The 21,464-nt window shown below is 58.3% G+C and carries 22 protein-coding genes; 10 read left to right on the top strand and 12 right to left on the bottom strand.

Going from position 1 to position 21,464, the window contains the following annotated elements:
- Positions 1 to 8: 8 nt before the first annotated feature.
- The 6 genes from JXQ78_RS13105 (at position 9) to JXQ78_RS13080 (ending at position 9,516) form a co-directional block, all read left to right on the top strand.
- Entirely contained in the window at positions 9 to 1,013 is a 1,005-nt protein-coding gene (locus JXQ78_RS13105) for a glycosyltransferase (RefSeq protein WP_330631214.1), read from the top strand.
- Positions 1,000 to 1,929 carry a glycosyltransferase gene (locus JXQ78_RS13100; protein WP_330631213.1) on the top strand — a complete coding sequence of 310 codons (930 nt, stop codon included), beginning with the start codon at positions 1,000 to 1,002 and terminating at the stop codon, positions 1,927 to 1,929. The genes JXQ78_RS13105 and JXQ78_RS13100 overlap by 14 nt, the downstream gene beginning before the upstream one ends.
- Positions 1,886 to 3,469, top strand: coding sequence for a flippase (locus JXQ78_RS13095; RefSeq protein WP_330631212.1), 1,584 nt, complete (start codon positions 1,886 to 1,888; stop codon positions 3,467 to 3,469). The genes JXQ78_RS13100 and JXQ78_RS13095 overlap by 44 nt, the downstream gene beginning before the upstream one ends.
- A gap of 60 nt (positions 3,470 to 3,529) precedes the next feature.
- Positions 3,530 to 4,552: an AIR synthase family protein gene (locus JXQ78_RS13090; protein WP_330631211.1), complete on the top strand. Its 1,023-nt coding sequence runs from the start codon at positions 3,530 to 3,532 to the stop codon at positions 4,550 to 4,552.
- Entirely contained in the window at positions 4,552 to 5,913 is a 1,362-nt protein-coding gene (thiD, locus tag JXQ78_RS13085) for a bifunctional hydroxymethylpyrimidine kinase/phosphomethylpyrimidine kinase (protein ID WP_330631210.1), read from the top strand. The genes JXQ78_RS13090 and thiD overlap by 1 nt, the downstream gene beginning before the upstream one ends.
- Before the next feature lie 87 nt (positions 5,914 to 6,000).
- On the top strand, positions 6,001 to 9,516 hold the full coding sequence (locus tag JXQ78_RS13080) for a hypothetical protein (protein ID WP_330631209.1): 3,516 nt from the start codon (positions 6,001 to 6,003) through the stop codon (positions 9,514 to 9,516).
- Positions 9,517 to 9,518: 2 nt separating this feature from the next.
- Here the strand turns inward: JXQ78_RS13080 and psmB are convergent, their stop codons facing one another.
- Complete coding sequence (psmB, locus tag JXQ78_RS13075; protein ID WP_407934051.1) at positions 9,519 to 10,241, bottom strand: archaeal proteasome endopeptidase complex subunit beta; 723 nt, start codon at positions 10,239 to 10,241, stop codon at positions 9,519 to 9,521.
- Between the two features lie 49 nt (positions 10,242 to 10,290).
- Positions 10,291 to 10,464 carry a hypothetical protein gene (locus tag JXQ78_RS13070; protein ID WP_330631207.1) on the bottom strand — a complete coding sequence of 58 codons (174 nt, stop codon included), beginning with the start codon at positions 10,462 to 10,464 and terminating at the stop codon, positions 10,291 to 10,293.
- 426 nt (positions 10,465 to 10,890) lie between these two features.
- On the opposite strand from JXQ78_RS13070, the gene JXQ78_RS13065 reads away from it, so the two are divergent.
- Positions 10,891 to 11,250, top strand: coding sequence for a DUF555 domain-containing protein (locus tag JXQ78_RS13065; RefSeq protein WP_330631206.1), 360 nt, complete (start codon positions 10,891 to 10,893; stop codon positions 11,248 to 11,250).
- Positions 11,251 to 11,301: 51 nt separating this feature from the next.
- Positions 11,302 to 11,847, top strand: a complete 546-nt coding sequence (locus JXQ78_RS13060; RefSeq protein ID WP_330631205.1) for a CBS domain-containing protein — start codon at positions 11,302 to 11,304, stop codon at positions 11,845 to 11,847.
- 4 nt (positions 11,848 to 11,851) lie between these two features.
- Here the strand turns inward: JXQ78_RS13060 and JXQ78_RS13055 are convergent, their stop codons facing one another.
- A complete protein-coding gene (locus JXQ78_RS13055; protein ID WP_330631204.1) occupies positions 11,852 to 12,064 on the bottom strand; it encodes a hypothetical protein in 213 nt (70 codons plus the stop codon).
- A 66-nt stretch (positions 12,065 to 12,130) separates the two neighbouring features.
- Here JXQ78_RS13055 and JXQ78_RS13050 point away from each other — a divergent pair, with 66 nt between their 5' ends.
- Positions 12,131 to 12,259: a hypothetical protein gene (locus JXQ78_RS13050; RefSeq protein WP_330631203.1), complete on the top strand. Its 129-nt coding sequence runs from the start codon at positions 12,131 to 12,133 to the stop codon at positions 12,257 to 12,259.
- A gap of 25 nt (positions 12,260 to 12,284) precedes the next feature.
- Here the strand turns inward: JXQ78_RS13050 and JXQ78_RS13045 are convergent, their stop codons facing one another.
- The 6 genes from JXQ78_RS13045 to purM all read right to left on the bottom strand — a co-directional run bounded on the left by JXQ78_RS13045 (position 12,285) and on the right by purM (position 17,298).
- Positions 12,285 to 12,914, bottom strand: coding sequence for a hypothetical protein (locus JXQ78_RS13045; protein ID WP_330631202.1), 630 nt, complete (start codon positions 12,912 to 12,914; stop codon positions 12,285 to 12,287).
- Between the two features lie 217 nt (positions 12,915 to 13,131).
- The gene (locus JXQ78_RS13040; RefSeq protein WP_330631201.1) at positions 13,132 to 13,980 is read right to left on the bottom strand and encodes a hypothetical protein; all 849 of its coding nucleotides are present in this window, start codon (positions 13,978 to 13,980) and stop codon (positions 13,132 to 13,134) included.
- Positions 13,981 to 14,174: 194 nt separating this feature from the next.
- Positions 14,175 to 14,870 (bottom strand): halocyanin domain-containing protein, encoded by a 696-nt coding sequence (locus JXQ78_RS13035; protein ID WP_330631200.1) that lies wholly within the window; start codon positions 14,868 to 14,870, stop codon positions 14,175 to 14,177.
- Positions 14,871 to 14,963: 93 nt separating this feature from the next.
- Positions 14,964 to 15,572, bottom strand: a complete 609-nt coding sequence (locus tag JXQ78_RS13030) for a hypothetical protein (protein ID WP_330631199.1) — start codon at positions 15,570 to 15,572, stop codon at positions 14,964 to 14,966.
- 87 nt (positions 15,573 to 15,659) lie between these two features.
- A complete protein-coding gene (locus JXQ78_RS13025) occupies positions 15,660 to 16,205 on the bottom strand; it encodes a hypothetical protein (protein WP_330631198.1) in 546 nt (181 codons plus the stop codon).
- Between the two features lie 103 nt (positions 16,206 to 16,308).
- Positions 16,309 to 17,298, bottom strand: coding sequence for a phosphoribosylformylglycinamidine cyclo-ligase (gene purM / locus JXQ78_RS13020; RefSeq protein WP_330631197.1), 990 nt, complete (start codon positions 17,296 to 17,298; stop codon positions 16,309 to 16,311).
- A gap of 66 nt (positions 17,299 to 17,364) precedes the next feature.
- On the opposite strand from purM, the gene JXQ78_RS13015 reads away from it, so the two are divergent.
- Positions 17,365 to 17,778 (top strand): cytidine/deoxycytidylate deaminase family protein, encoded by a 414-nt coding sequence (locus tag JXQ78_RS13015; protein ID WP_330631196.1) that lies wholly within the window; start codon positions 17,365 to 17,367, stop codon positions 17,776 to 17,778.
- A gap of 1 nt (position 17,779) precedes the next feature.
- On the opposite strand, the gene JXQ78_RS13010 is transcribed toward JXQ78_RS13015, so the two are convergent.
- From JXQ78_RS13010 to JXQ78_RS13000, 3 genes are all read right to left on the bottom strand, one after another.
- Positions 17,780 to 18,430 carry a zinc metalloprotease gene (locus JXQ78_RS13010; RefSeq protein WP_330631195.1) on the bottom strand — a complete coding sequence of 217 codons (651 nt, stop codon included), beginning with the start codon at positions 18,428 to 18,430 and terminating at the stop codon, positions 17,780 to 17,782.
- The gene (locus JXQ78_RS13005) at positions 18,427 to 19,905 is read right to left on the bottom strand and encodes a TraB/GumN family protein (RefSeq protein ID WP_330631194.1); all 1,479 of its coding nucleotides are present in this window, start codon (positions 19,903 to 19,905) and stop codon (positions 18,427 to 18,429) included. Before JXQ78_RS13005 ends, JXQ78_RS13010 begins: the two co-directional genes overlap by 4 nt.
- 164 nt (positions 19,906 to 20,069) lie before the next feature.
- Positions 20,070 to 21,461 (bottom strand): hemolysin family protein, encoded by a 1,392-nt coding sequence (locus tag JXQ78_RS13000; protein WP_330631193.1) that lies wholly within the window; start codon positions 21,459 to 21,461, stop codon positions 20,070 to 20,072.
- Positions 21,462 to 21,464 lie beyond the last annotated feature (3 nt).

Raw genomic sequence — 21,464 nt, 5'->3', positions numbered from 1 at the left:
TTCCGGTAGTGTCCACCGCAACCGCTGTTCGCGTGCTCTGGCTAGCACCGCATACGCCCGACGGGATCAGCGAGGGTCGCTCGTGGATCGCGTCGGCGCTTTCGGCGCGCGGACTGTCTGTGACCCAGCGCACGGCCACGCCCGACGCGATCGGAGCACTGTTTCGCAATCGCAACGACTACGACGTGATCGTTGGGACAACCCGCGCAGGTGCGGGACTCGGGCTTCTCGGTTCGATGTTCTCTGAGGGAGCCTTCGTGGTCGATCACGTCGATCCGATCGAGCAGTTTGCAGCGACCAGCCCGTGGTGGCTCGCCGGCACTGTCGATGTCGTCGAGCGACTCGCGTTTTCTCGCGCCGATCACGTGATCTATCACTATGACCGGGAGCGAAAGCGCATCGATCGATCCGATAGCAGCGTGACGAAAAGCCGGCTGGCAATCCAGTTCGATCGATTCGCCAGCCCGGCGGAGACCGTCATCGAGCGTGCACGCGCCCATCTCGATGAATTCGACACCCCGGACCGACGGCTGGTGTACGTCGGAGGCTTAGAGCCGATCTACCGGATCGAAACCCTGCTAGAAGCAACAGAAAAACTGACTGACTGGACGCTCGTGGTCCTCGGAGCAGGGAGTCTCGAAGATCGGGTCGAACGCGCCGCAGAACGAATTGACAGCGTCGTCTTTCCTGGGCTCGTGGACAACGAGTTGCTCGCTGGCTACCTGCACGCCTGTGATGTCGGTATCAGTCTGGTGGACGACCCACACACGCTGAAAGTCCTCGAATACGGCGCGGCAGGACTGCCCGTCGTGCAGGTCGACGGGCGTGCGCGTGCGACGTTCGAGGGGCAGGTAACGTTCTGTGATCCAACCCCCGAATCCGTCGCGACGGCCATCAGGCGAGCAACAGAGAGTGGCCCGTCAGACGAACTCCGGAAACGGGCAGCTGACCACGATATCGAGGCTGTCGCATCGATCTACGAGCGAGTGATCCGTAATTGTGCCAGGAGCTAACACGGCCATTCGACCACACCTTTCACACCGATCGAAGAACTACCCACTCACAATGGAAGCGGCCGACGACTCGCCGACCTACTCGATCTGTATCACGCATTACAATCAGGGCGCAACGCTCGAACGGAGCCTCGAGAGCATCCTGACACAGCTCGAGCCGTCGATGGAAGTCGTGATCGTCGATGCTGGCAGCGATGACGGAAGTCTCGAAACCTTACGGGAGCTCACAGCGCAATCCGAACGGCTCCGTGTGCTCGTCGAGCCGGGTGCGAATCGTGGAGAGGGCCGCCAGCACGCGCTCAAAGCGGCGCGTGGTACGCACATAATTTCGAACTACGACCTCGATCAGGAGTACGGCGAGCTTCTTGGCTCCATTCTCGAGGTGTATACCGAGTTGTCTGCGAGTGAGGGACAGATCGCGCTCCGGACGGCAGGAAATCTCTTTATCGCACCTCGAGCGCTCTTGCTCGAAATTGGGGGCTATAAGCCACTGATGCGCGGCGAAGACCACGAGCTCACCGACCGGCTTGAGGATGCTGGGGTCCTCAGATATCTTCCAGTGGCGAACACGACCACCGTCGATTCTGACTCGCGGGCAATTCGGACGCGAATTCGGCGGGCATTTCGATCCGCGAAAGCACTCTACCGGATCGGCTTTACGCCCGCACAGCTCGGGCACTTTCTGTACGCGAACCATCCGCTGGCGCTGGCGATCGTGGGAACGCCGATCTACGCGGCCGGCGTCGTGGCTGGAGCGATCGACGGCCGGGTGTACACTGCCCGGGAGAAATCCTGGCGGGAAATAACCGAGATGTCCGCTCGGCCGACCTACGAGGAGATCGTGGTGCCCGTTCCATCCACCCTCAAGGCGTATGCCACCGACGAAAACCGGTACGCACTACCACAACGGGACTGAACTACGCGCCGTGTCTGACGATCTCGACGATGCGCTCTCGACGGTCGCCTCCGAAGGCTCGGTCGTATTTCTCGGCCTCGTGATCGAGCTAGGCATCTCTTTTCTTGCCAAACTCGTCATCGCGCGCGTTCTCGGCCCACTGGAGTACGGCGTGGTCTCGCTTGGCGTGACGACAATGGTCGTCGTTTCGACGCTCGTTCTCGGTGGACTCGACATCGGTGTCGCCAGATTTCTCCCCAGATTCGAAGACGCCAGCGATCGGCGAGGCGTACTCATCGCGGCGTTCGGTATTGCCCTGCCAATTGCCGTCGCCGCCGGTGGGGTTGTCGTCGCGTTCGCGCCGGCGATTGCCACGAAACTCTTTCGCGATCCGGCAGTGATACCAGTGTTGCGCGTCTTCGGACCCATCATCCCGGTTGCAGCGCTGCTGAAACTCGATGTCGGCGTGAGTCAGGGTCTCGAGGCCGCACGGCCAAAAGTGCTGATCCGAAACATAATCCTGCCGATTACTCGCTTTGTGGCAATAGCCGTCGTCATCGTTGCCGGCCTTGGTGCTGTCGGAGTGGCGTGGGCCTACGGCGTGGCGTATTTCTGTGCGGCGACAGTCGGACTGTTCATCGTCGCCAGAGAAACTTCGCTGTTCGATCGAACGATTTCGCCGACGCCGTACAAACGACGGCTCGTTGCCTTCTCGCTCCCTCTCGTGATCTCTGCTGCAATGACGTTTATTTTCTCAGACGTTGATACGTTCATGCTTGGCTACTTTTCGCCAACGGCTGACGTGGGGACGTACAATACGGTGTATCCGCTGGCACACTTACTCGTTGTTCCGATGAGCTCGGTTGGATTCATCGTGATGCCAGTGCTGTCACGACTCCACGAGCGCGGAGACACCGACACCATGGCGACGTTGTATCAGCGCACCACCAAATGGATCTTCCTCGGGGCATTTCCGATCTTCGGGCTGCTCGTCTGCTTTCCCACAGAGCTCATTGGGCTCACGTTCGGAAGTGCCTACACTCACGGGGCGACGGCACTCCTCGTGCTTTCGCTGGCATTTTTCACGCATGCGATCGCCGGGCCGAATCTCGATTGCCTGACCGCGATCGGAAAGACACGACTCGTCATGCTCGACGATCTGATTGTGGCACTGTTGAACATGGGATTGAATCTGCTGTTGATCCCACGGTTGTCGTTTCTCGGCGCGGCCATTGCAACGGCAGTCGCCTACGGCACTCTCAACGTCCTGTACACCACCCAGCTCTACCGGGCAACCGGGATGCATCCGCTGTCGAAATCGCTGGGAACGATCGCGCTGGGAGCGACGCTGTTGCTCATCACCGTGGTGGGGACGCTCGGCTGGCTGCTTACTGCTCCGTACCGTGAGCTGTTACTCACCGTGTTCCTGTTCGGTGGGGGCTATCTGGTGTTCTGTCTCAGAGTGGGGATCGACGAACGGGAGCTCGAGTTGCTCGACGGGGTTGATCAGCGGTTCGACACCAATCTACGGGACCGGGTCGAATGGTTCGCACGCACCTAAAACCATCCATCAGCAGTGTGAACCAGCCAACATATACACCACCGGGTTGTACCACCAGGTATGGCAGATCTCGGAAAAATTGATCGGACGTTTTTTGACGAGTACATCCAGCCAAACCTCGGTGCAAAGCGAGATGACGTGGTGCTCTGGCCGAATCACGGCGTGGATTTCGGTGCAATCGATGTTGATGGCACGGCGGTGGTGATGGCGACCGATCCAGTGTTTTTGCTGCCGTCGCTGGGGTATGAGCGTGCGGCCTGGTTTGCGTTTCACATTCTGCTGAGCGACGTGGCGGTGTCGGGACTTCCACCGACGCATCTGAGCGTGGATTTCAATCTGCCACCGGAGATCACCAACGAGGAGTTCGAACGCGTCTGGACTACGTTCGACGAGGAGGCGAGGAAGTTGGACGTCAGCATCGTGACCGGTCACACCGCGCGGTATGAGGGCTGTTCGTATCCGATGGTGGGTGGAGCGACGACACTTGCCGTTGGGGCACACGAGAACGTGGTCCGGCCAGACGGCGCGACGGTTGGTGACCGCGTCGTGATCACGAAAGGGCCAGCCATTGAGGCGACGGGGTTGCTTTCCTTTCAGTTTGAGGAGTTCCTCCGTGAGGAGCTCTCAGAGGAGACGGTTTCGGCCGCCCAATCCCGGTTCTACGACATGAGTCCCGTGCGTGATGCCCTGACGGCGGCTGCTGGCGGCCCCGTGACGGCGATGCACGACGCGACGGAGTGTGGCATTCACGGCGGGCTGTACGAAATCGCACGGGCAGGTGACGTCGGCATCGAGATCACTCGCGAGGAAGTTCCTCGATTACCGGGTGTGATGGCCGTCTGTGAGGCGTTCGAAATCGATCCGTGGGCGGCGATCAGCGAGGGAACGCTCATCGCAACCGTCGATCCGTCCGGTGTCGATGACGTGCTCACAGCACTCGAACGAGTCGACATTCCGGCTGCTGACGTTGGCCGCGTCACCGACGGCGCTGGCGTCGTCGTCGATGGCGACCGAATAGAACACCCACGGGTGGATCCGTACTGGGGTGCCGTCGCAGAGATGAGTGCGGAGGTGGACGAGTAATGACACGACAGCCCGCGCCGGACGAACGGCCCGTGACGCTTTCGATCGCAGGCAGCGACTCCGGCGGCGGCGCCGGTATCCAGGCGGATTGTAAAACGATGGCAGCCTGTGGTGCGTTCCCGACGAGCATCATTACCGCTGTGACGGCACAGAACACACAGGGCGTTGCATCGACACACGTCCTTCCCACTGCAGAGATTGCGGCGCAGCTTGCGGCCATCACCGACGATTTCGAGATCACCGCCGTGAAAACCGGCATGCTGGCGAGTGAGCCGGTGATCGATCTGGTCGCCGACTTCGCCGCCACGTTCGATGGACCGATCGTCGTCGATCCCGTGATGGTCGCCACCAGCGGCGATCGACTGCTAGAGCCCGCCGCAGTCGAGGCGTACGACCGGCTCTTCGAGCACGCGACACTCATTACGCCCAACACTGACGAGGCGGCCGTCCTGACCGACACCGAGCCAATGAACGCCACAGACGCTCGCTCTGTCGCGGCAGATCTCAGAGACCACGGAGCAGAGAACGTCCTCCTCACCGGCGGCCATCTGCCCACAGAGGACGTGATCGACGTGCTGGCAACGTCCGAAAACACTTCCACACTGTCACATCCACGGGTAGCGACGGCCGCAACGCACGGCACCGGCTGTATGCTCTCGAGTGCAATCACAGCAAGGCTAGCACACGGCGAGTCGATCGATCGTGCCATCGATTCGGCCAGTGACCTGGTGGGACGGGCAATTCGCTATCACCACGACGTTGGTGGTGGTCCGGGTGCTGTCCACCATCTCGTTGGCCTTCGAGAAACCGCTCACCGACAGCCACTCCAGGAGACCGTCACGGAAATCGTCCAGACGCTCACTGAAATCGGCGTCCGCGAGCTCGTCCCGGAGGTTGGCATGAATGTCGTCGGCGCAACACCGTTCGCGGAGACGACGACAGAAATCGCCGCCGTCGAAGGACGAATCACGAAAACGATCGACGGGATCCATCCCAACCGCGGCGTCAGATTCGGCGCGTCGAGTCATATGGCCAGGTTTCTACTCGCCATGCGCGAGTGCGATCCCACGGTCAGATTCGCTATCAACTGCCGGCACACGGACGCCATCAAACAGGCGGTAAAAGCACTTTCTGGTCCGATTGCGGCGTATGACCGTGCTGATGAGCCGACGGCCAAAAAAGAAAACGCCACGATGGGCTGGGGGGCACGGATGGCCTACGAGTCGGTCTCAGACACGCCAGTGGCCGTCCTCGACGACGGCGCGCACGGAAAAGAGCCGATCATCAAACTGCTCGCCGAAGGGCCAGAGACGCTGGTAGAGAGGGTCCGAACCGTCGAAGGGGCACTCGATGAGCAGTGATCCAGACGACCACCCTGTGAGAGCGATGTGGCCATGTCGAACGCTCGCATCCCAAACGATTATCACATTTACCATATAGTAGCAGATATGGAACCGGGATGCGACACTGGTCCGTTCGTCACCTCACTTGATCAGATCTATCCCGATCCTGAGGACGTTGCTGCCACCGAAATTCCCCGTCTCATCACCATACTCGACAGCGGGGTGACGCCGTTTGCGCGCCCGTTCGTGGCAGCAACACGAGAATCCAGGAGTAACCAAGCAGGAGGCGACACCGACGAGAACCAGCTGCTTGCGGCCACTCGCCTGTGTCTGTTCGCAGAAAACGGCTTTCACGATGTCATTGCGGCACACGCAGAGCCAATCGTTCATCGGCTACAGCCGGCCGAGAACTCCACGGCGTTGCGCCGACAGACCGCACAGATCGTGCTCGCAATCTTCGAGAACGATTCTCCTTCTCCAGTGTCGAACGAGTTCATCAAACACGTTCCGACGCTGGCAGAGCTCCTGGATGATACCGAACCGGTCATCCAGCGAGCAGCGCTCCTTGCGATCGCCGTCGCCGCAGAGCAGGCCCCCGACAGTGCGATTCAGGGAATTGAAGAGATCTGTTCGGTGCTGTGGACCGCAGACAACGCGCTTTTAAGACGAGCACTCGATACGGTTGGGACTCTGGCTGAAGCGCGCCCTGCCCGCTGTGAACCCGCCATCGAACCGCTCGTTGCGCTTCTCGATGAGAAATCTGACCCACTCCGCTCACTGGCAGTCCATTCGTTGAAACAGATTGTAGAGACTACAGCCGAGATTCCTGATGCTGCCGTCACGGATCTGGTTTCGATCCTCCAGACCAGCCATTCGAGCGGCCAGCAGGCCGCACTGGAGGTACTTGCCGGAATCACGCTCTCATCACCCAGCGCGGTGCGCCCAGCGATCGACGCGCTCGTCGAACGACTTACCGCAAAGAAATCTTATCACCGAAAAATCGCGATCTGTTCGCTCTCAGAGATCGCAGATATCGATCCCGAAGCGGTCGTTCCGGCGGTCGATGCGGCCGTCGAGCTGTTCGACTGCGACGATGCCATCACTCGCAGTGCAGCGGTCCACATCGTCGCCGCCGTGGCACAGGAATCGCCCGAAAACGTTGTTGATGCCTACTATCCACTGTTCGGGCTGCTGACCGCAGACGATTCTACAATCCAGCGGTCTGCGATCCGCGCCGTGATTGCCATCACCGCAAGTATGCCCGATCGGGTGACGCCGATGGTAGATTCGATACTGGCACCGCTGGACACCAACGAGTCGTTCGTGCGAAAACAGGCGGCACGGACGATTGCCGCCCTGACCGAGGGGGCTGCCCGCCCATCGATCAGGGCCGTCGACGCGCTGGCGACGCTGATCGACGCTGATGAATCGATCGGCCAGCAGCTCGCCTTGCGCTCGATCGTGGAGATTGCCTCGGACGTTCCAGACGGTGCGGTGCCCGCCGTTGATCCGCTGTTGTTCTTGCTCGACTCTGATCGACCAATCGTGCGGAAATACGTTGCGGCGGCGATCATGGTCGTTGGCACAACCTCTCCACGGGCAGCCACACCGGCTGTCAGACCACTGACGACGCTCCTCGGTGAGGATCCCGACACGGATGCGCTCATCGTTCGTGCGCTCGCAGAGATCGCCATCCAGGAGCCTGATGCAGTCGTACCAGCAGCACCGGCCATCATTCCGTTGCTTGAGGCCGACGACCGGAGCGTTCGGGCCAACGCAGCGCGTGTCGTCGCCGCCATAGCGGAGGTGGCTCCACGGACAGTGATTGGGGCCACACCATCATTGATCGAGCTCCTCGAAAGCGACGAGCGACTCATCCGGTGGAAGTCAATCTGTGCGCTGTGCGACGTGGCTATTGTCGCGCCGAGTGCTGCCTGCGGTGCCGTCGAGACGCTCACGCCGTTGCTTTCGAGCGAGTGGCTCTCGCTTCAGACCAAAGCAGTGAGGATCATCGCAGAGATCACAACCGAACGGCCCACAGCAGCGAGTTCGGCCGTGGATGAACTCTCTGCATGTGTGGTTGCTGATGACGAACTGCTCCAACACCACAGCGCAGCAGCGCTACAGGCGATCGCAACCGCCGACCCACAGTCAGTCGTTCCGGCCACCGACGTGGTTACTGAAGTCCTCACGAACGAAAACACGCCACGCGAAGTACGCGAGCATGCTGCCGGGACGATCGCCGCGATCAGCGGGATCGAGCCGGAAACGATCGCCGGCATGGTCGAGCTGCTCGAAACGATGCTCGGCGATCCATCCGAGACCGTCCAGGAAAACGCGCTGTACGCGATCGCAGAGATCGCAGCGTCGATCCCGGAAGCTATCATTCCCGTTATCGATATCGTCGTTCCACAGCTCACCGCAGATGCTGTGCCGGTTAGAAAGGCTGCCACACGGACGATCGTCTCGTTTGTTATCCAGCTACCACCCACATCGACGCCGTCAGTGGATGCGCTGTTGCCAAGACTCGGTGCAAACGCCCTCGATGCCCAACGGTCGGCTGTTGGGGCACTTGAGGCGCTCGCACGCGTCGAACCAGACGAGGAGCTGACCGAATCGACCGTTCGAACGCTTGCAAAGCTGCTTGGCTCCGGAGCGACGATCGGACGTTCGATCGCCGTGACGGCGATGGCTGTGCTCGCAGATGACGCCCCGAAGACCGTTGGAACGGCCATCGAGTCGCTCATTCCATTGCTCTCGGTCGACGATCCGTACACGAAAGAGCTCGCGGTACAGGCAACGGTGTTGATTGCCTACGGATCGCCGGCCACAGCACTCCCGGCTGTCAGTTCGCTCATTGAGCTGCTCGACGACGAGAATCGCTACTTACAGCACGGTGCCGTGATCGGCATTGGCTGGATCGCAAAAAGCGATCCCGCCGTCGCCGTCCCAGCGACGGAATCGCTCGCCTCGTTTCTCGACAGCCCTGAAGCGATCGTCCGGAAGACGGCAATCTACGCGATCGCCCGGGCTGCAGAACACGATCCTGACGCGACGCTCACTGCAGAAAAGCAGCTTCAACGCTGTCTTGGAGCGAACGATCCCTACGTCAGACGCCAGGCCATTACCGCGCTGGAATCGATCGCACTCTCTCCGACAGGCCTTTCGATTCCACCGGTTGGACAGTTTGGGACAATGATCGACGATCCGGCTCCAGCCGTCCAGCGACGGGCGGCTAGGGCAACCGCGGCGATCGCGACCACGACACCCGGCGCGGCGGCACCCGCGATCGACGTGCTGGTTGGCCATCTGAACGGTGAGCCGACGACACAGGAGCTCGCCGTCAGAACGATCAAAGAGATAACCAACTACGCGCCAAACGCCGCCATCGCCGCGGTCGAGAATCTGGTCACGCTGCTTGACGCCGAGGATGCGATCGTACAGAAAAACGCCGTGGCAGCGATCGCTGCGATCGCCGAAGCCAATCCGGCTGCGATCACTGACGCGATCGAGAAGCTGGTCGGGTTGCTCGAAACTGAAGACGAATTTCTGCGAGAAACTGCGATGCGTGCAATTCTACCGGCGGCCGACGATGGAGAGCTCCCCCAGCCCCACAGATAGCGCTACAGGACGTCGTCGAACGCCTTGTGGCCCGCAATCTCGACGCCTTCTTCGGTGATTTCGGCGAGATAGACTCCGTTACCGGAGCCCGTGTCGCGCTCAACTGCGGCTTTGATACCGCTTGCTGCAACGGATTTCGCCTCCGAAATCGAGAGATCGTCCTCGTATTCGCGTTCTAGCGTGCCGTAGGCGACCGTCAGACCGGAGCCAGTGATGGTGTAGTCGTCTTCCATCACACCGCCGGCCGGATCGATCGAGTAAACGTGCGATCCATCGCTGTCAACGCCACCGAGAATCGGGTTGATCTGGAAGAATGGCCCCCCACGAGCGTAGTTGCCCGCGATCGTTGCGAGCGCGTGGATCGACATCTCCTCGCCACGCCGAACGTCGTACAGATTTACCTCCGCACGCATGTTGCGAATGAACGATTGGGCACCCCCAACGCTTCCGACGAGAGTCATCGCCCCCGATGGATGGATCTGCTCGACCTTCTGAACGTTCTTATTCGAAACGAACCGACCTCCCAGACTCGCGCGCATGTCGGTCGCGATGACGACACCATCCTCGGCAGCGATGCCGATCGTCGTCGTTCCAGTCTTGTTCACCGAATCCATATCAGTATTCGATACATCCGGCAGTGAACCGAGCTCCGGTTCGTGCACTGGCGGTAGGTAATCTCGCCGGTCTGGGACGGAAACCTGCCCCGAAAGCTGGTGTTCGCGCATTAGTAGCGCGTACCCACCCAGTGCTGATAAAAGCACTCCTTCGAGCAGTTCACCGACCGTCCGTCGTCGCCTCCGACGGTGCACACAGACGGAGGAGTCGCTGGAACGGGAACGGGACCCCCATTCGTGTGGCCACCATTCCAAACGGAAGCAGCACAATCCCTGTGACGATGATGATCTGATACAGTGCGAACAGGCCTATTGACCGAAGCCGTCTCAACATGTCCTCACCTGCCGGAAACAAACTTGAGACAGAAAAGGATTCCGACCGCCCAAATCAGTCCACCACGCTACCGTCTGGTGGTTTCATCCCATGAAACTCACGACGTCGCTCACGACGCTACCACCGATGCAATAGCGTATCAATCGTGAAGATGACACACCACTGATTCATTGGTTCATCATAACCTATGGGCGAGATTACTGTGTCATCCGCGAATCGAGACACACATTCGTCCGTGGCGAAAACTCCTACCATAATTACGCATATCACCGGCGAATTTCCAACAGATCCGGAGAGTTACGTTCCACTTAATTACCATTTACATTGATATTAGATTCGTCTATATACCATTTCGTCCCTAGATGTAATCTTAAAATCACATTGTCGAACCACAAAGATGGATATCCTCGAATTCTAAGACGGTTCATGAGCAACTATCTCGTCGCCGTCGAGGCTGCGTGGCTTGTGAGAGATGTCGAAAGTATAAACGATGCGATTGGTGTCGCGGTTAGCGAAGCCGGCAAGCGATTGAACGAAACGGAGATGGATTACGTGGAGGTCGAGATCGGTGCGACGGAGTGTCCGGTCTGTGGTGAAGCGTTCGACTCGGCGTACATCGCCGCAGACACCGCACTGGTCGGTCTCATCCTCGAGATGGACGTTTTCAACGTCGACAGCGAACAGCACGCCCAGCGAGTCGCAAAAAGCGAAATTGGTGGCGCACTCAAAAACGTTCCACTGAAGGTTATCCACACGGCAAAGATCGAGGACGACGCCGACCAATAAGGCGATCGGCCGTTCGGCAACACTTTTGTATAACTAGTGGTTATCTCGAACATGGAACTTCCGACGCCGGAGGACCTTCGAGAACGCCGCCATGAGTTGGATCTGACCCAGAGCGAACTCGCCGAGATGGCGTCCGTCTCCCAGCCGTTGATCGCGCGCATTGAGGGAGGCGACGTTGATCCGCGGCTGTCGACGCTCCGCCGGATCGTTACCGCGCTCAACGAAGCCGGTGCGTCGGTTCGACGGGCCGGTGATATCATGCACAGTCCTGTCGTCGGAATTGCACCCGATGACAGCGTGAAAGCAGCAACCAAACAGATGACACCCGAGGGCTACTCCCAGCTCCCGGTAATTCGAGACGGCTATCCGGTTGGAATCGTCTCGAACAGCGACATTCGCCAAATCGACGACGATTCGGAGCCAGGTGCGCTCCCGATTGCCGAGGTCATGCGCGAGTCGATCACCACAGTGACTCCCGACGCAACGCTTTCAGAAGTTGATACCCATCTCAACCACCACGATGCGATCATCGTGATCGAAAACGGGAAGATGATCGGGATCATCACCGAGGCGGACGTCGCCGCCCACATCTCCTGATTGCTCACCGACTGGTGGGACGCTCTTTTATCACACTAAGGAGGATCATCCAGACGATCGCACACCAGCCGACGAGAACGACCCCACCCAGTAGTGGATGGAGATACGCTGGCGGGATTGGAAACGTGCTTTCGACCACCAGCACGTTCGTCAGCGACTGGCCGGCTTCGTGCAGTTCGAACACCACTGCCTGGTACGGTCCGGCTGCATTACCCACCCTATACAGCCGATCGCGGGAAGGATGAGCGACCAGAGAACAACTGCACGCCAATAGAGGCCAATGGTGAGCGCGCACCGAGGCGAGTCCACCCACGAGCAGACCGACCGAAAGCGGTATCTGGAGGGCCAACACCAAGCATCCGTCCCGAGGATTGCCAGTGTCGGTGATTCGATCGCGGAAAACTCCCAGTAATACAAGCGGAGAAGAAAGCAGCCGATCAGTAGCCATCGTCCACTGCAAGGACCGTCGAACTCCCGTCTGCGTTGCCTCGGATGCGGGCGTACGGACTCGCCGAAAGCGTATACCGGCCCCCAAGGAAGGTGAGCTTTCCCTGTCGAAACACCTCGAAATGGTCGCCATCGACGTCTTTCGAGTGGGCTGCCGTCCCCTTGTACGCCCACGTGGGATCGTGAACGGTGGCAAAATCCGATGATTGCACGTCATAGACTGAATCTTCCTCGTGCGACCAGCTCGCCCTGTGGTTCCAGGTCCAGAGATGAAATCCAAGCAACGACCAGCCCTTCGCTCGAGCAGTTCTGACAACGTTGGTGTCCTGCGCCGTCCTCTGGGGTGATACATTTTGGTCGAATTCGATCCGCTCTGGAGCGAACGCTCGTTTCGTCGCCGTCCGTTGTTCGGTTGTGAGTGATTCAAAGACGGTTCTGCGTCGCTCAGGAGCGAGCGTTCGGAAATTCGTAGCGAACGAACGGATGGCCGACTCGCTGGATGGGTCGAACGACGTATCAATGCGATCTGTCGTTGCTCGAGCAGCCGGTGTGACTCCCAGTAACGCCACTGCCCCAATTGCTCCCAACACTGCTCGCCGTGACCGTGATTTATTGGACATTCTCGGATGTACACCGAATTCATTAACAATTGAGAAATATTTATTAATAATAGTTTCTATTCATTATTGTTTTTAATATATTAGTAATGTAATTGTATAATACCGACTTAGAAGAAAAAGATGCAGTCGCGTATCGATTTCGGAAGGTCGGCTCACTCATGTGAGCAAAGCACGGATGGGAACACGGGCGCTCACTCGACAGAACGCAAGTTGAGCCTTAGCAGTTATAAACGAATTTTTCGTTCGCGTACTCGCGCCGGAACCAGTCCTTTCGGTCAAACGACGGCACACTGCTCTGTTCGGTTCGTGAAACGCTCTCGTATGCGTCTGCGATGTGGACGCCCTCTTTGGGTCGCGCCCAGCTTGATTCGTCTTGTGGAGAGGGGAGCAACAAGAATCGATCGTCACCGGGCATAACCCGCTTGCCAGTGTCAAGCCTGCGCAGCGCGGGTGTGAAAAACAGCTCGCTGCCGTGCGTGCCAAACTCGTCTTTCGTGGGGAGGGGCCACGGACATGCGGTCTCCGAGGGGAACGATCGTTCGAAATCGACCGTCAGCGTGAGCTCATGGCGAGTCATCGGACAGCTATCGGCAGAGCCGCTCGTTACCGCATCACCGACCGTGTTAACGAGACGTGTGTTCAGGCTCGTTCCCCGTGAGACGTGGCCCTCCTGGACTTTCGTCACCGTCTGTGTCGGGATATCCCGTCGTTCGACGCGATACGATGCGTTGGAGTGAATGAGCGATTTCGGGAGGTGGATCTCAAGATCGCTTTTGAGTCCTGCGAGTGCAGCAATCGGACTGACGGTGAGCTTCGCCTGATCGTTCGGTTCGTTAAACGCTACGCGCACTTCATGTGTGAAGTCGTTGTAGTCCCAGTCGGCCCGTTTGGGACGCAGCTCTTCGTAGGCAACCATGAACGACTGCTCACCACAGGAGGTCTGTGCGGCTGTGCGATCGATTGCAGAGGCCGTCCCAGCAAGTCCAATTCCAGCGACGCCCGTCCGCTTTAAGAGCGTCCGACGATCCATCGACCACTGTTCATCAGTACCGTTGGTCAGCGGCATAGCTGCTGTTCGAATTCTCCCATCTTATAGCTGTCCTCAGTTATAATGATAAAAATATTAGAAAATCATGGAAGCATATGTATTAAGGGTTGAATAGATGTATCGTAAAATGGGTGTTTGTAGGGGGAAAACATCGTTTTACAGATGTCATTTTACCATGTGAAAAACTTTTATAAATCTAATATTAATGATATTTATTCATAGTCACCACCATACTTGAGAAAGAAAAACACCAGTCCAAGGACGCCAGCCATCGTTCCAGCGGCACCAACAGCCAGTTGTTTCGTACCAGTATTGACGGCGGGAGGAGCCGGCGTCACTGGAGCTTTCCGTGGGACAGAGCCAACTGCAACCGATCCCAGCATGCCGGACGCGCGGTGTGGGTCGCAGTAGTAGTTGAAAATTCCATCTTCTTCGAACGTATATGAGAAGGTCGTGCCGGCTGTGCCGGTCGGGCTGCCGCTGGTGAACGCATCTGTTTCGGAAACGACGTTGTGTGCGCCACCGTCGCCGCTCCATTCCCACGTGACAGCGGTTCCCGGATCAACGTGGACCGCCACTGGTTCAAAGGAGAGGTTGTTGTTCGCGCTTGCTCCGACGGTGATCTGAACCGCCCCCTGTCCCGTGAGATCGACGGCCTGCCCATCCCAGTAGGTGAGATCGTCGAGATATCCACCGAAGTCGATCGGACCGGTCTGTTGTGCGCCAGTTCCAGTTGCGTTTCCTGTTGCATTGCCGGTGGCGTTGTCCGTCGCGTTCTCTCCTGTTTCGTTGTCGGTAGTGTTGTTCGTTCCTGTCTGTCCCGCCACCGGTTGGACGGTTGCGACCGATGTGGCTCCCGTGGCAGCCCTGATGAAATTCCGCCTAGATACCAATTTATTGATAGTCATATCCCGTTATTTGTGAGCCAGTACTTTTGCGTTACGGGCATTCTATCGATGGACCACACCATTCAAGAATGAATTAAAAGCAAGTTTCTGATATTACTGACTGGAGCGATCGAGCCAGTTACCGCTGGAGGGTATCGATCGGATCGATTCGCTCGTGTTCTGGAAGTAGGATGGCTTCGACGTTTCGAGAGTGCTACTCACCCGTTCGAGGAGTTCCCTGTCGGTCAACCCGCCGTTGCTGTACGCCGAGAGCCAGTCGCTATCGACGTGATAGCTCCCGATCGATTCGCCGTTCTGATCGACGATTTGAGCGTTGAGGCGCTCGGAGGATCCCCCCGTACGGTACACCTGGTAGTATGATCGCACGACGACCGCCCGTTCGTGACTATGTTCGTCGAGTCGCGTTTCGATCGTTCCGTAGGTCAGATCAATCTGATCGCCGGACTGCTCAAGCGAGCGAACGGAGATGCCTCGGTCGGTGAGCTCGTCTCTAAGAGCCCGAACCTCCGGCGACGATTCTTCCGCCGTGGTCGTCGCCGTTGGCGTTGCTGGCATCTGTGAGGTCGACGAGTCGGACGTTTGCGTCTCAGAAATTGTCGCCGGTACGTTCTCTGTCTGTGGCCCTTCGGTGGGCTGACTGCTACAGCCCGCCACAACGACACCGATCAACACGAACACCACTACAACCGACTTTCGGTGCATATACACCTAGTGTAGCTACATTCACTAACCTCATTTTATTCGATAGAAGAACGAATATTCAATCGATAGCATCACCTCGTATCGCCCCTACCGGAAGAATTCGGGATCCGATGGCTCTAAGGTCTCAACGGTTCGATTTTCTAGCTCTCGTTCTGTCATTCCGCCGTTGTCGAATGACTCAATCCAGCCGCGCATGATGTGGAATCGGCCAATCGGCTCTCCGTGGCCGTTCAGCATTCGAACTTCGAGTCGATCTGCGGTTCCACCGTTTCGAAGCAAACTCGCATACTCGTCGGTGAAGTCGTCCATCGTTCGGAGGTGATGCGACCGTGTGCGCTTGATTGTTCGGTACCAGACATCAATCCGGTCGCCGTCGTGTTCGATACGCTGGACCATGATCCCACGATCTTCGAGTTCGGATTGGAACGACTCCATTCGTTCGTCCGTCGGCCCCATCGTCGTCTGTGGTCCCGCAGTTTCTGTGTTTGTCTCCGTCGCTGGGACGTTACTGTCGGCTTCAGGCGACGTTTGGGTTTGTTCGCCCGGGGTTGGTGGTTGCTCAGAACCACTACACCCCGCCATCATCGGCAGTACCAGCAGCACGACCACCATCAACACTGCTTTGCGACTCATACGCCCATATTTTCCGCCGACCCATATACCACATTTTATTAATGTGGTGGAAATTTCCCCGCAGATACTGCAGTCAATCGGTTAAAGGGTTGTTTCCCGTCGTTCAGGAAAGTTGCAGATTTCTGATTGAGACGGTGCCGTCACCATCTTCGACGTGGCCGATCACTCGACCATCAACAGCGCTGGCGAGGTGTTCTGCGTCGGTGTGATCGACAGCCATCACAAAGCCAGTGCCCATGTTGAACGTTCGGTGCATTTCCTCGTCGCTAACAGTTCCTTCGGACTGGATGAACTCGAACACTGGTTGTGCGTCGAACGGATCGTCGATGACGTAGTCGAATTCACCCATCCGCAGGAGGTTCGTCCATCCCCCGCCGGTGATGTGCGCGGCCGCGTCCACAGCGTGCTCCCAGATCGGCTCGAGCAGATCGGTGTAGAGACGGGTTGGTTCCAGCAGTACGTCTCCGATCGTTCGATTGGTGTCGAGTGGGAACGGATCAGTGTAGCTGTGGTCGCTCGTGGCGGCCGTTCGAGCAAGCGTCAGCCCGTTCGAGTGGATTCCCGAAGATGGAACGCCAACGAGTCGATCGCCGGGGGCTACAGTTCCAGAGAGGACGGCGTCTTTCGGTGCCAACCCAGCACAGGTTCCCGCGAGATCAAGGCCGCTGACCACGTCGGGCATCACCGCAGTTTCGCCGCCGACCAGCGCCATCTCGGCATGCTCGGCACCAGCCGCGAGCCCCTCGCCGATCTGGGTGGCGGTTTCGTCGTCGGGTTCGTCGATGGCGAGATAGTCCACGAACGCCACGGGCTGGATGCCGGCCGCAACGAGGTCGTTGACGTTCATCGCTATGCAATCGATGCCAACAGTGGAGTAATCGCCCAGCGCTTCGGCAACGAGCAGTTTAGTGCCGACGCCGTCGGTTGCGAGCGCCAAATACCGATCACCGATATCAATCAGGCCGGCGTAGTCGCTGTCCGTTTCGTCGGTTACCTGTGCGCTGACGGCATCGAGCAACGCAGCCGTGGCGGCCTCACTGGCATCGATATCGACACCCGCCTCAGCATACGTCATCCCCTCCTCGTCGGTCATACGAGACGCTCAGCCGCCAGGGCCCAAAAGGGCACTGTCATGCACGCCAACACACGATCAGTTGCCATGGATGCAAAGACACTCACAGACCGAGACGAACGGCTGCTCGATCGAGCGCGAACGACGTGTAAAGGGGCGTACGATCCCAACTTTTTCGACGGAGCGCACATCGTCGCTGCTGCCATCAGGACGGCAGCTGGCGACTCCTACGATGGGGTTAGCCTTCCGGCAAACATTGGACGGGTTTCACAGTGTGCGGAGCCGTCTGCCATCGGCACAGCAATCGCGGACGGAAACGCCCATGATGATCTCGAGTGCGCTGTCGCCGTTGCGTTCGATTCGGACGTTCCTGCGGTCGTTCCGCCGTGTGGAGCGTGTCGAGAGCTGCTCATGGACTACGATATCGACGTGATCGTTCCACTCGAGGGCGTCCCACACCGTGTTTCCCCTGCGACCTTGCTACCAACCAGAACGTGGTGACCTAGAATCCCAGTCCAATCCGCGTCCACGACAGATAGGTCAACACCACCGAGAGCCCGAACACGAGCGCAAACACGATGACCGACCAGCTGATCACCGTTCGCCCATCGAGCGGCCCGAACGGGATCATGTTGAACGCCGCCAGCACGAGATTGACGGTCACGCCGAGCTGTCCGGCCTGGTAGACGATCGGTGACGGCGCGAGCACCACAAGCGGGAAAAACAGCCCCGCGAGCAACAGATTCGTCACTGGGCCAGCGATCGCGATCAGGCCGTTCTCCCTGGCCGTGATCTCCCGGCCGGCGTGATACACCGCGCCAGGAGCGGCGAACAGAAAGCCTGCGATCCCGGCTCCGACCGCGAGCAACAACATCGAGTAGTCCGCCCGAAACTCCGCTACTCGACCGAACTTGATCGCGACGACCTTGTGTGCGAGTTCGTGCAACAGAAAGCCAACGCCAACCGTCGCCATGCTAACCCCGACGGTGATGATGGCATCGTCAACGGCAACGATGCCGGTCGCGCCAAACAGCGCACTCACCAGCTGACGGTTGAGCAAAAACGCAAACGCAACGCCCAGTGCGATCCACGCGATCAACAGATCCTGAATCTCTCGACCGCTGAACCGAATCGACCGCCGCTCGTGGCTCATAGGATCCCCTGGAGTGAATCCAGTACCATACTAAAGCTCTCTTGTGCGCCCGTCACCATTAGTTGCACGACTGATACATCTCCGAAGAGATGTGGAATCGCGCCGAGAAAGAGAAACGTCCCAATCATGCTGCCGACGTTGGTCATCGCAACGACGAGAATGAGATTGAACAGTGGGACCTCACGCATGCGGGCGAGCAGATCGAACAGGGGGCTCTCTTCGTCGCTGAGGATCTCATTTAGCGTGGCGATGTCCGTCACGTTGACCGACACGTATCGCAGTTCCACGTAGCCGGCGAACCAGCCGGGCGCAAGCATTGGATTCAACGAGGTGAGCCAGGCAAGGGCACCGCCGACGAACGCGCTCGGCCAGTGTGCACCACCGAGTCGCGAGAGCCCAACTGTGATCAGCCCGTTAAACAGAAACCACGCCCCGATCACCTTCAGAAAAAAGGCGTTACCGACGCCGGCCATCGCGATCAGCGCAAAAAAGGCGAGAAATCCGATCGTGAGCAGGTACCCAAAGAGTGAGTAGGCAGAAAACCGACTGCTTCGTTGTTCGCCAACCAGCGACTCCATCGGTGGGAGCGTCTCGGGCTGGCTGAGATACGACTCGATCCCCGCGCGGTGTCCGGCACCCACGACGGCGACGACATCACGACCGCTCTCACGAAGGGCAACCAGTTTGTGTGCAATAAACGCATCACGCTCATCGATCAACGCCTCGGCTCCACCGGGCGAAAATCGCCGAAACTCCTCCATCATGGCAGTGACGACATCACCCTCGGTTAGTTGCTCGATATCGAACTCATCGATGTCTTCTTCTTCAGGATCGACAGCGAGGGTGACGACGGTGGTGATGAGCAAGCCGACTGTCCCACCGATCAACAGCGCCATCGTGATCGTATCCAGAATCGAAATGAGGGTTCCAGTCCCCAATGAGGTCAACACAAACGGGCCACCGAATCCCGAGATCACGACCGCGCCAATGATTCCGATGAACAGTCCGACGTACAATCCAACCATCGGACCACCAACCAGTCCGTAGCCAAGCTCGCAGACGAGACGAATCTTCTCTCGTACAGTGAGCCGTGCCCAGAATCGCTGAATCGTCATCTGAATGTCTCGATCGACGAGCGCTACATCGATGTCGTTGGATTCTGCCGTTTCCACTGCCGACAGCATGTCCGCACCGGGATCGATGTCGAACTGCTCACCGAGTCGGGTTTGTACGTACGAAAGCATCCAGTAGGCCAAAAACTGGAATACAGTGTTGCCATGAAGAAGATCACCGGCGTCGAGATCCTCCGGTTCGTGACCTTTCAGCTGCCGGTAACGGCCCTCATCGAGCTCAACGGCGACGACATCGGGCTGTTCTTCGTCGATAACCTGCTCGACACGTTCTGCACTCTCCGCTGAGACGTGTGCTGTCCCAACGACGTTCACAGACCCACGTTTCGTGGCCCGCTCATTCATTGGGAATCGCTACCGGTTCCGGACCCATCAATATTTCGAGACCATATCAATCGCTGGGGACTCTGTGAACTACCCACCGCCAGAATCGGTACAGAGCGACGGTCTCGCCAGCCCGCGGTCCCCGACACCGTGTCGCCTTCACTGTCGAAAAATTGTAACTAATACTACGATTCAATCGTTTCTGGGCTATCAGCCTCCACAACTGGGTCTGTGGATGTTTTGACGATGCGGGCTTTCATGATGCGCGTGTTGTCAACCTGTTCGATCGTAATGGTAACATCCTCATACTCGACAGCTTCGCCGGGTTCGACGAGCCTGCCAACGCGATTGAAGACGAATCCCGCGATCGTTTCGAACTCTTCGCCCTCGGGGAGTTCGATGTCGAGTGCGTCGTTGACGATCTCGATGTTGACTTCGCCTCGGACGATGGCTGTCTCCTCATCGACGAATTCGACCGGCTCGTCCTCACCCCCTTCGAGGATTTCGCCGACGATCTCTTCGACGGCATCTTCCATGGTAATCAGTCCTTCAGTAGTGCCGAACTCATCGATAACGACGACCATATGCATGCGATTTTCGCGCATCTCACGCAGGAGTTCGTCGACATTTTTCGACTCTGGGACGTGTAAGACTGGCTGGGTGAGATCCTCGAGATCGACGTCGGTCCCCTCGCCGTACGTGCGATCTCGAACCAGATCCCGAACGTGAACGACGCCGACGATGTTGTCGAGGCTGCCATCGTACACCGGGAGCCTCGCGTGGCCGCTCTGGATACAGCGTTCGATACCCTCATCGATGCTCGCGCTCGATTCAAGGGCTGTGATGTCGAGCCGAGGCGTCATCACCTCTTTGGCTATTGTATCGTTGAACCGAAGGGTCCGTTGCAGGATGTCCCGTTCTTCGGCGTCGAGGACACCCTCACGCTCGCCGGTTTCGATGATGTCGACGATCTCCTGGCGGGTGACGTACGACGATTCGATCGCCGTCTGGCCGCCAGTGATCCGGTTAATCTGTCGGGTGAGAAAATCGAACAACACCACGAGTGGCATCAGGAGATATTCGGCGACTTTTAGCGGGCGTGACACACGGAGCGACCACGACTCCGAATTTTCGATTGCGTAGGATTTCGGCCAGCTCTCGCCGAACAACAGGACGAGCCCGGTAATTCCGAACGTAGCCACCGCGACGGCCGTTCCCTGGTCGGTGTACATCGCCAGCACGCCGGTGGCGATCGACGACATCGCGATGTTGGCGAGGTTGTTCCCCACCAGGATCGTCACGAGCAGCCGGTGTGGGTCGTCTTTCAATGCTTTGAGCGTTTTTCCTGCCGTGCGCTCTTGAGCGAGCGCTTCGACCCGGTGGGAGGCAATCGAGAACATCGCGATCTCAGAGGAAGAAAAGAACGCCGAGAGGCCGATGAGGAGGATAAGACTGGCCGCTCCAAGGGCTGCGATGAGATCCGTACCAATAGCAATACCATCGCCGAGAGCCAGTTGCGAGACGATCGTTGCGTCTGTCGTCACGGAAACCAGTGTATACGCGGCTGATAAACCCATTCG

This window comes from Halocatena halophila, from assembly GCA_027563145.1.
Taxonomy (GTDB): domain Archaea; phylum Halobacteriota; class Halobacteria; order Halobacteriales; family Haloarculaceae; genus Halocatena; species Halocatena halophila.
Note: the sequence above shows the minus strand (reverse complement) of the source record. Positions and strands in the feature narration are given on the sequence as shown.

Coding starts and splice junctions, on each gene's coding strand:
- JXQ78_RS13095 (WP_330631212.1), top strand. CDS start 1,886: ATGCCACCGACGAAAACCGGTACGCACTACCACAACGGGACTGAACTA.
- JXQ78_RS13005 (WP_330631194.1), bottom strand. CDS start 19,905: ATGAATGAGCGGGCCACGAAACGTGGGTCTGTGAACGTCGTTGGGACA.
- JXQ78_RS13060 (WP_330631205.1), top strand. CDS start 11,302: ATGGAACTTCCGACGCCGGAGGACCTTCGAGAACGCCGCCATGAGTTG.
- JXQ78_RS13010 (WP_330631195.1), bottom strand. CDS start 18,430: ATGAGCCACGAGCGGCGGTCGATTCGGTTCAGCGGTCGAGAGATTCAG.
- JXQ78_RS13035 (WP_330631200.1), bottom strand. CDS start 14,870: ATGACTATCAATAAATTGGTATCTAGGCGGAATTTCATCAGGGCTGCC.
- JXQ78_RS13015 (WP_330631196.1), top strand. CDS start 17,365: ATGGATGCAAAGACACTCACAGACCGAGACGAACGGCTGCTCGATCGA.
- JXQ78_RS13070 (WP_330631207.1), bottom strand. CDS start 10,464: ATGTTGAGACGGCTTCGGTCAATAGGCCTGTTCGCACTGTATCAGATC.
- JXQ78_RS13040 (WP_330631201.1), bottom strand. CDS start 13,980: ATGCCGCTGACCAACGGTACTGATGAACAGTGGTCGATGGATCGTCGG.
- JXQ78_RS13025 (WP_330631198.1), bottom strand. CDS start 16,205: ATGAGTCGCAAAGCAGTGTTGATGGTGGTCGTGCTGCTGGTACTGCCG.
- JXQ78_RS13045 (WP_330631202.1), bottom strand. CDS start 12,914: ATGTCCAATAAATCACGGTCACGGCGAGCAGTGTTGGGAGCAATTGGG.
- JXQ78_RS13065 (WP_330631206.1), top strand. CDS start 10,891: ATGAGCAACTATCTCGTCGCCGTCGAGGCTGCGTGGCTTGTGAGAGAT.
- JXQ78_RS13080 (WP_330631209.1), top strand. CDS start 6,001: ATGGAACCGGGATGCGACACTGGTCCGTTCGTCACCTCACTTGATCAG.
- psmB (WP_407934051.1), bottom strand. CDS start 10,241: ATGCGCGAACACCAGCTTTCGGGGCAGGTTTCCGTCCCAGACCGGCGA.
- thiD (WP_330631210.1), top strand. CDS start 4,552: ATGACACGACAGCCCGCGCCGGACGAACGGCCCGTGACGCTTTCGATC.
- purM (WP_330631197.1), bottom strand. CDS start 17,298: ATGACCGACGAGGAGGGGATGACGTATGCTGAGGCGGGTGTCGATATC.
- JXQ78_RS13090 (WP_330631211.1), top strand. CDS start 3,530: ATGGCAGATCTCGGAAAAATTGATCGGACGTTTTTTGACGAGTACATC.
- JXQ78_RS13030 (WP_330631199.1), bottom strand. CDS start 15,572: ATGCACCGAAAGTCGGTTGTAGTGGTGTTCGTGTTGATCGGTGTCGTT.
- JXQ78_RS13000 (WP_330631193.1), bottom strand. CDS start 21,461: ATGGGTTTATCAGCCGCGTATACACTGGTTTCCGTGACGACAGACGCA.